The sequence below is a fragment of the Mycobacterium sp. RTGN6 genome (genome assembly GCF_033804605.1).
Classification (GTDB): domain Bacteria; phylum Actinomycetota; class Actinomycetes; order Mycobacteriales; family Mycobacteriaceae; genus Mycobacterium.
The window spans coordinates 69,031-77,307 of the sequence record NZ_JAPZKZ010000020.1 but is presented as its reverse complement, the minus strand read 5'-3'; the positions used below and the strand labels follow the sequence as shown (position 1 = coordinate 77,307).

The following is an 8,277-nucleotide window of genomic DNA, read 5'->3' as shown; positions in this document are numbered from 1 at the left end:
ACAGCGGCAGGGAAACGCCCGGACCCATCCCGAACCCGGAAGCTAAGCCTACCAGCGCCGATGATACTGACCCTCCGGTCGGAAAAGTAGGACACCGCCGAACACCCTTTAAGTCCTGTGGCCCCCAATTTCGATTGGGGGCCACAGGCATTTCTCATTGCATTCCATTCGCGTGCGAAGTGAATTGATGTCAATTCGGGCCGCCGCTCAGTGTTTCGCCTCGTAGCGCAGCAGGACCGTGCCGCCCGGGAAGGTGCGGTTCTCCAACAGTCGCAGCGAGATCCATGACGGCAGTGTCGGGAAGAACGGTGTGCCGCCGCCCACGGCGGTGGGCGTGACCACGATCCGGTACTCATCCACCAGTCCGGCCTGCACGATCGGTGCGGCCAGCGTTGCGCCGGCCACCTCCAGCCTGCCGTCGGTTTCGGCTTTCAGCCTCGTTACCACCTCGACCGGGTCGCCGCATTCCAGGCGGGAGTTCCAGTCGACGGACTCCAGGGTGTGCGAGAACACGACCTTGGGCATTTCGCGCCAGATGTGCGCGAAGTCGACGATCAGAGGGGTGGCGTCCGGGGTCTTGTCGGCGGTCGGCCAGTACGCGGACATCAGTTCGTAGAGTCGCCGCCCGTAGAACGATAGGGCGGTCTCCCGCTCGAAGTCGTTCCAGTACTGGTGCAGTTCTTCGCTCGGATCGGAAAAGTCGATGTTGCCCTGTGCGTCGGCGATGTACCCGTCCACCGACACGTTGAAGCCATAGATGAGTCTGCCCATGCAGATCAGACTGAACCGGGGCGCAAAACTCATCGCGACGCCACACGAGATTCGCATTCCCGGAAGACGGCAGCGTTAGTCGAACAATGTCGCTACGGGCGACACGCGATTCTTCTCCATGTCGAGCAGATGCTTCTTGCGCTCGAGCCCACCGCCGTAGCCGGTGAGACTCCCGTTCGCTCCGATCACCCGATGGCACGGGACAATGATTCCGATCGGGTTGTGGCCGTTGGCCAATCCCACTGCCCGAGCCGCGCCAGGTGAGTCGATCTGCGCGGCGATCTGTCCGTACGAACGGGTCTCTCCGTAGGGAATCGTCAACAACGCCGCCCACACGCGCCGCTGAAAGGCAGAACCGACGAGTTCGAGCTCGAGGTCGAAGTCCTGCAACTCGCCGGCGAAGTAGTCGTCGAGTTGTGCGACCGCCTCGGGGAACGCGTCGTCGTTCCGTGTCCAGCCATTGCGGCTGGGTTCGTAGGTTTGATCGGCCATCCGCAGATGCCTCAGCCGCCCGTCCTTGCCTGCGAGGGTGAGCGGGCCGACTGGGCTGTCGACGGTACGAACCTGCAGCGTTTCCATCTTCACTTCTCCTTCGCGGTCGCCAGGGGCGGCCAGTTGTTGACTTCGTGATCGAGTGCGGTCCACAGGTGTTGGGTCGCGTACGCACGCCATGGCCGCCAGCGCGCACTGTGTTCGATGAACGCCCGCGGATCCGACGGCAGGCCCAGGTGTTTGGCGGCTAGCTGTACGCCGAGATCGGTCGCCGGGAACGCGTCGGGGTCGCCAAGCGCACGCATGGCGATCACCTCCGCCGTCCATGGCCCGACGCCCGGAATTTCCAGTAGCTGCTGGCGTGCCTTGTTCCAGTCGCACCCCGGATCGAGCACGACGTGGCCGTCGGCCAGCGCACGGGCCAGCGTGACGAACGTCCGCTGCCGGGCCTTCGGGAACGCCAGCAGGGTGGGATCGACGTCGGCGAGTTGAGTGACACTCGGAAAGACGTGCGTCAGACCACCGTTCGCGTCGTGCACGGGCGATCCGTACGCCTCGACGAGGCGCGAAGCATGCGTGCGCGCGGCCTTCACCGACACCTGTTGGCCGATGACCACTCGCAGGGCAAGCTCCGACTCGTCGACGGTACGCGGTATCCGTTGGCCAGGAGCCTTCGCCACCACCGCCGCGAGCTGTGGATCGAAACTCAATATGTCGACCGCCGCTTCGGGGTCGGCATCGAGGTCGAGCAGCCGCCTGCAGCGGGCGATCGCCGTCGACAAGTCGCGGAAGTCGTCCAGGACGAGTTCGCAGTGGACGTGATCCGGCCGCGGCGTCAGGCCGACGATTCCGTTGCCCGACCCGAGCCGTAACGTGCGACGGTATGCGCCGTCGCGCACCTCCTCGACGCCGGGCACCGCAGTGGCGGCCAGGTGTCCGAACAGCCCTTCGTATGCGAATGGACTGCGCACCGGCAGACGCAATGTGATGACACCCGATCCGGTGGATTGCCCTGGGCCAAAACGATTTCGGGCCTGCTCCCGCAGCGCCGTCGGCGTCAGGGAGCTCACCGCCCGCAAGGTCTCGTTGAACTGCCGGATGCTAGAGAAGCCGGCGGCGAAGGCGACGTCGCTGAACGGTAGGTCCGTCGTCTCGATGAGTACCCGGGCGGTCTGCGAGCGCTGAGCACGGGCCAGCGCGAGCGGATTGGCGCCGACCTCCGCTTGCAGAAGCCGCTCGAGTTGGCGGGTGGTGTAGCCGACGCGGGCTGCCAGCCCGGTGACGCCCTCGCGGTCCACGGTGCCGTCTGCGATGAGCCGCATGGCCCTCGCGACCACGTCGCCACGGATGTTCCACTCGGGCGAACCCGGCGAGGCGTCGGGCCTGCAGCGTTTGCAGGCCCGGAATCCGGCCTGTTGAGCGGCGGCTGCGGTGGGGTAGAACCGGACGTTGCGGGCGAACGGTGGCCGCACCGGGCAGCTGGGCCTGCAGTAGATCTGCGTCGTCATCACGGCCGTCACGAACCACCCGTCGAAGCGGGCGTCCTTGGACTGGACGGCCCGGTAGCAGCGTTCGAAGTCTTCATGCATGCTTCGACACTTACACGTCGGGTCCGACATCACTGGCGGAAAACCGACATCAAGGTGAATCGACGCCGAACGTCATGCATCGGTTCAGGCGGGACCAGCTGATGTTGGCCGGCGTGAGGAGCTCAGGTAATTGACCAGAGTTCCAGCAGCGTTCGCAGGGTCGCCACTAGTGGCAGTGGTTGGTCCAGCATCGGATGATGTCCGGCCTCGGCGAGCTCCACGAAGGGTCCTCGAAGTTGTAACATCGAGCGAATCCTGTCGGCCATCTCGGGGGGAACCAAGCCCGCTTCGGAACGCAGATAGCCTATCCGGCACGGCATTTCAGCCATCATCGCTTCCATCGATTCTTGGTCGGCGCGACGTTGACCAACGACTGACGTGTCGAAGATCGCGGGGTCGAACTTCCACTTCCATCCCCCGAGCGTGCGCCGCACCGATTCGATTGCGATATGGCGTGCGACGAAGGGAAGCACGGTCTCCTGTGAGGGGACGGGAACGAAACGGGCAAGGATCTCCTCCCTCGACCGGTAGCCCGTGGTGCGGCGTTTGCGGTCACGCAGCCGCGGCCCTTCTGGTGCGTGATCCCACAGCGGTGAATCGATGATCACGATGCTGTCGATCGGCTCGCCGCCGTAAAGTGCCGCCACGGCCGCGAGCCAGCCACCCATACTGTGGCCGACAAGAGTCGGCTGATGACCCGACGTCCCGCCTGCTGCCGCGGCTGCCAGGACTTCGCGCGACCACGTGCGCAAGCTATAGGTGGTCCGGGTGCCGCTGTCGCCGTGTCCGCTGAGGTCTGGAGCGATGACTCGGTGGGTGTGGGCGAAGAACGGTGCGATGTGATCCCACCAGCCCGAATGTGCGCCGCCACCGTGAACGAAAACCAGCGGCGGGTGCTCGCGGCTTCCCCACGCGCGCAAATGGATGCGGCAACCGTCGACTTCGATGTCCGAGTGCTCGGGCGTGTGAGCGAGCGCGGATGTGAACCACGATGGTGCGTCGATTGGCTGTTGTTGACGAAACACGTCTGCACCTCTCCGGACTCACCGTGGCACCGTCACGTCCGACCGATGACGTTCGGCAGGCGCATCAATCTTGCGTGAGTGTCGCTCTCAAGGTATCGGCCGATATTGGCGCGGCACTCAGGGGTACGAAGGAGTCCGTGTCGCGCCTACGGGGCCGTGGCTGCGGCCGATCGCTCGATGATGGCATCCCAGTCGTGTGCCGCGACGAGCTGGGTTGGCGCGAGCCAGGACCCGCCCACGCAGGCGACGTTGGGCAGCGCCAGGTAGTGCACACTGGCGGCTCGGTCGATTCCGCCGGTGGGGCAGAAAGTGACATCGGGCAGTGGGCCGGCGAGGGCGCGGAGCGCGGGTACGCCGCCAGCGGCGGCAGCGGGGAAGAACTTCATCTCGGTGACACCGTGTTCGAGCAAGGCCAGTACTTCGCTTGCCGTCACCGCGCCCGGGAGTATCGGCATCGCCTGCTCGAGCATCGCCGCCAGCAGGCGGGGGCTGCAGCCCGGTGAGACGAGGAACGTTGCACCGGCGGCGACCGCGTGGCGCGCCTGCTCCGGTCGGATGATGGTGCCCGCGCCGACCGCCATGTCGGGCACGTGCTCGGCCACTGCCGCGATCGCCGCGATGGCCTCGGGGGTTCGCAGGGTGATCTCCATGGTGTCGACCCCCCCGGCGAGCAGCGCACGCGCGAGTGGCACTGCGTCGGCGGCGTGGTCGAGTACGACGACCGGGATGACCGGGCCCCGGTTCATCAGGTCGATCGCCGTCTTCGGGTGTTCGGTCATTGGCGTACCTCGGCGTGAAGTGCATTGAATCCGTGGCGATGGAGGTTGTCGGCGAAGCCGACGACACGGTCGGTGAACTCGGCGTCGCCGGACAGCCCGTCGCCCACGATGCTTGGGTCGGTGACCAGTCGCCGCACCGCGACTGGCACGGCCGCGCCCGCCACGATGTCCCGGAGCTCGTCGGCGCGCGGGTCGGCCAATGCGATTGGGTGGCCTGCGGCGTCGACCGGATCGATCACGTGCAACGCCCATCCCGCGATGCCGAGCGCCGCCCACGATGCCGTCGCGCCTTGGGCCGCGCGGGCGGATACGGTGCTCAGCAGGCGTGGGCCGATCTTCTGAGATCCATCGGCTGCGACCTGAATCGTGGTGTGCGGCAACGCAATGTTGGAGAAGCGCGCCAGCACGGATTCTCCGTACGCGACCACGTCCACCCCGGGCGGCGTGAGCAGCGACGGTTGCACGTCCTCGGCGAACAGTCGGCGGCAGACATCCGCGAGCATCGGGTCCTTGACGGCGGCGGCGATCGAGCGAAACCCCAGCCGCAAGCCCAGATACGCCAGGGTGGAGTGTGCGGCATTGAGCATCCGTAGCTTGAGCTGTTCCCATGGCGCGGTGTCGTCGACGAGTTGCGCCCCGACCGCAGACCAGGCCGGAACGGGGCCCGCGAAGCGGTTCTCGATCACCCACTGGCGGAACGGTTCGCAGTTCACCGGGGACTCGTCGCGCACGCCGGTGCGCTCGCACAGTTCGGCGATGTCGTACTCGGTGGTGACCGGAACGATCCTGTCGACGACCGTCGAGGGAAACGCCGCGACGGCGCCATCGACGGCGGAAAGGCCGGCTGCATCCGCGAACTCGCGAACGAGTCCCTCCAATTGGCGGCCGTTGCCGGGCAGGTTGTCGCACGAAATTACGGTCAGCGGACCAGTTCCGGCCGCGGCTCGTCGCGCGATCGCATGTGCCAGCACCCCGGGCACCGTCCGCGGCGTACGAGAACCAAGGTCCGCAAGGACGTAGGGATCGTCGAGACGCAGCTTGCCGGTCACGGGGTCGTGCCGGTAGCCCTTCTCGGTGACGGTGAGAGTCACCACGTGAACCTCGGGGTCACAGATGCGTTCGATCACCGCGGTTGGGTCGGCGGCGGCGTTCCCCACTTCACGCAGGGCGCCGACGATGCGCGGCGACGCGGCTCCGGCACCGCGTTCGACGACGGTGTACAGGCCGTCCTGGGGAGCGAGCCGATCCGCTGCGGCCCCGCTGCGCTGCGTGAACGCGGCTATGCCCCAGCAGGTTTCACCAGTTGCGCGGATCGCGTCCTCGGTATAGACGGCCTGATGAGCCCGATGGAACGCACCCAGCCCGAGGTGCACCTGTCCGACGGTCAGGCTCCGCGGGTCGGGTTCCGGCGGCGTCGTCGTTCCGTAGTTGCGGTACGTCAACCTGTTCATGCCGAGACTCCGGCGTGGGCGAGCACGGTCTCGAGCGGCGCGATGCCGCCGCTGCCACCGGTTCCGCCGACGGCCAATGACGCTGCGGCGGCACCGAACCGGACCGCCGTCCGCAGCTCGTCTCCGAGGGCGAGGCGCGCGGTCACGGTTCCGGCGAACACGTCGCCGGCGCCGGTCTGATCGACGACCTTCGGTGCCGGATAGGCGGGCTGCCAATGCACCGAACCGTCGTCGACGTGGACACCGGTGGCGCCGCAGGTGACTGCGACGGCTGCGGCGCCACCGGCTCGCAATTTGGCGGCGGCTTCCGCGGGATCGGAAACGCCGAGGAGGGTGGCGCATTCGTGTGGTGCTGACGGCGTGACGAGGCTGCAGTGCGGTGCGAGCTCGGCAAGCAGGGCCGCCGCTTCCTGCGCGGTGGTCAGCCGAGGGCGGAAATTCGGGTCGTAGACGAAGCGACGGGCGCGGCGGGCCGCCTCGACCACCGTGGCCTTTGCCGTTGCGGACAGAGCCGCGGTGATGCCACTCACCAAGACGCCGCCGGCGTCCTCGAGCAGCCCCGCGGGCAGGTCACCCGGAGTCAACCGCGACCCAGCGGAACCAGTTCTGGCATAACAGAATTGGCGCTCACCGTGCGGGTCGGCGTGCTGGACGTAGATGCCCTGGAAGCCGTCGTCGCGACGAACGAAGCGGGTGTCCACCCCGAGCTCGGCCAGTTGGGTGCAGACTGCCGTGCCGAGTTCGTCGTCCGATACCCGTGCGATGACGGCGACGCGGGCGCCAGCGGCCACTGCCGCCGCCGCCGTGTTCACGACGTCACCCGACACCGCGAACGAGCACTCCACGCCTGGCGCGATCGGTCCGCGAGTGCTGATCTCGATCAACGGCTCGCCGAGGAGTACGACGTCGACGTTGCTCACCAGTCGTGTACCGATCCATCGGTCCGGCGATTGACCGGAAGGCTCTTCGGGTCGTAGGGGAAGCGCGCGGCGGCATCCTCATCGACCTCGACACCAAGCCCGGGGGCATCCCCGGGGTGCATCAGGCCGTTGTGGAAGGTCCAGTTGGTGCGGAAGACCTCACCGGCCGGATCGCGGTGACCCATGTACTCCTGGATGCCGAAGTTCGGTATCGCCATGTCCACGTGTAGCGCGGCGGCGAACGACACGGGGGACAGGTCGCCGGCACCGTGCGAGCCGGTTCGGACTCCATAGAGTTCGGCGAGCGAGAAGATCTTTCGCAGATGCGAGATGCCGCCGGCGTGGGAGACCGAGGTGCGGATGTAGTCGATGAGGCGCTCGGTGATCAGGTGTTGGCAGTCCCAGATGGTGTTGAACACTTCGCCGACCGCCAGCGGTGTGGTGGTGTGCTGCCGGATCAGCCGGAACGCCTCCTGGTCTTCGGCAGGCGTGGCGTCCTCCATCCAGAACAGGCGGTGCTCTTCCAGATCCTTGCCGAGCCGGCCCGCTTCGATCGGGCTGAGCCGGTGGTGCACGTCGTGCAGCAGATGGACGTCGAAGCCGAAGCGCTCACGCACTGCCCCCAGCATGTGGGGGGCGAACCTCAGGTACGGCCCGGTCTCCCAGCTTTCCTCGGCGGGCAGGTGCCCGGAGGCGGGCTCGTAGAGTTGCGTGTCACCCGGGTGCACGCCGTAGACCGTGTCCATCCCCGGTATCGCGCACTGCGCGCGGACGGCGCGGTAGCCGAGGTCGAGGTAGCCGGCGAAGTCGTCGAGCAGCTCGCCGAGATTGCCGCCGCTGGCGTGTCCGTACACCATGACACCGTTGCGGGCGGCGCCGCCGAGGAGTTGGTACACGGGCATTCCGGCGGCCTTGCCCTTGATGTCCCAGAGCGCGACGTCGACTGCGGCGATGGCGGTCATGGTGACCGGGCCGCGGCGCCAGTACGCCCCCTTGTACAGGTACTGCCAGGTGTCCTCGATCTGGTGTGCGTCGCGGCCGATCAACTGCGGGCACAGATGGTCTTGCAGATAGGAGGCCACCGAGAGTTCCCGGCCGTTGAGGGTGGCGTCGCCCCAACCCACCAGCCCGTCATCGGTGGTGATCTTCAACGTGACGTAGTTGCGTCCGGGTGCGGTGATCAGCACATCGGCGCCGACGATCTTCATTTCTGGGCTCCTTCGAGGAGTGCGGGAATCTCACGTCCTAGT

General features: G+C 66.9%; 8 protein-coding genes and 1 rRNA gene. 1 reads left to right on the top strand and 8 read right to left on the bottom strand.

Translation table 11 applies throughout. The features are described 5' to 3' along the window. Nucleotides 1-103 (top strand): 5S ribosomal RNA (rrf, locus tag SLQ33_RS33200); the annotation flags it as partial. Between the two features lie 104 nt (nucleotides 104-207). Here the strand turns inward: rrf and SLQ33_RS33195 are convergent. The 8 genes from SLQ33_RS33195 to manD all read right to left on the bottom strand — a co-directional run bounded on the left by SLQ33_RS33195 (nucleotide 208) and on the right by manD (nucleotide 8,235). Further along, the gene (locus SLQ33_RS33195) at nucleotides 208-771 is read right to left on the bottom strand and encodes a dihydrofolate reductase family protein (protein ID WP_319458185.1); all 564 of its coding nucleotides are present in this window, start codon (nucleotides 769-771) and stop codon (nucleotides 208-210) included. A 75-nt stretch (nucleotides 772-846) separates the two neighbouring features. Next, the gene (locus SLQ33_RS33190) at nucleotides 847-1,350 is read right to left on the bottom strand and encodes a methylated-DNA--[protein]-cysteine S-methyltransferase (protein ID WP_319458184.1); all 504 of its coding nucleotides are present in this window, start codon (nucleotides 1,348-1,350) and stop codon (nucleotides 847-849) included. Between the two features lie 2 nt (nucleotides 1,351-1,352). Beyond that, nucleotides 1,353-2,852 (bottom strand): DNA-3-methyladenine glycosylase 2 family protein, encoded by a 1,500-nt coding sequence (locus SLQ33_RS33185; RefSeq protein WP_319458183.1) that lies wholly within the window; start codon nucleotides 2,850-2,852, stop codon nucleotides 1,353-1,355. A 122-nt stretch (nucleotides 2,853-2,974) separates the two neighbouring features. Beyond that, on the bottom strand, nucleotides 2,975-3,877 hold the full coding sequence (locus SLQ33_RS33180; RefSeq protein ID WP_319458182.1) for an alpha/beta hydrolase: 903 nt from the start codon (nucleotides 3,875-3,877) through the stop codon (nucleotides 2,975-2,977). Nucleotides 3,878-4,023: 146 nt separating this feature from the next. After that, entirely contained in the window at nucleotides 4,024-4,656 is a 633-nt protein-coding gene (gene eda, locus SLQ33_RS33175; RefSeq protein WP_319458181.1) for a bifunctional 4-hydroxy-2-oxoglutarate aldolase/2-dehydro-3-deoxy-phosphogluconate aldolase, read from the bottom strand. Continuing rightward, complete coding sequence (locus tag SLQ33_RS33170) at nucleotides 4,653-6,107, bottom strand: mannitol dehydrogenase family protein (protein WP_319458180.1); 1,455 nt, start codon at nucleotides 6,105-6,107, stop codon at nucleotides 4,653-4,655. The genes eda and SLQ33_RS33170 overlap by 4 nt, the downstream gene beginning before the upstream one ends. After that, the gene (locus tag SLQ33_RS33165) at nucleotides 6,104-7,027 is read right to left on the bottom strand and encodes a PfkB family carbohydrate kinase (protein ID WP_319458179.1); all 924 of its coding nucleotides are present in this window, start codon (nucleotides 7,025-7,027) and stop codon (nucleotides 6,104-6,106) included. The genes SLQ33_RS33170 and SLQ33_RS33165 overlap by 4 nt, the downstream gene beginning before the upstream one ends. Further along, on the bottom strand, nucleotides 7,024-8,235 hold the full coding sequence (gene manD, locus SLQ33_RS33160) for a D-mannonate dehydratase ManD (RefSeq protein ID WP_319458178.1): 1,212 nt from the start codon (nucleotides 8,233-8,235) through the stop codon (nucleotides 7,024-7,026). Before manD ends, SLQ33_RS33165 begins: the two co-directional genes overlap by 4 nt. Nucleotides 8,236-8,277 lie beyond the last annotated feature (42 nt).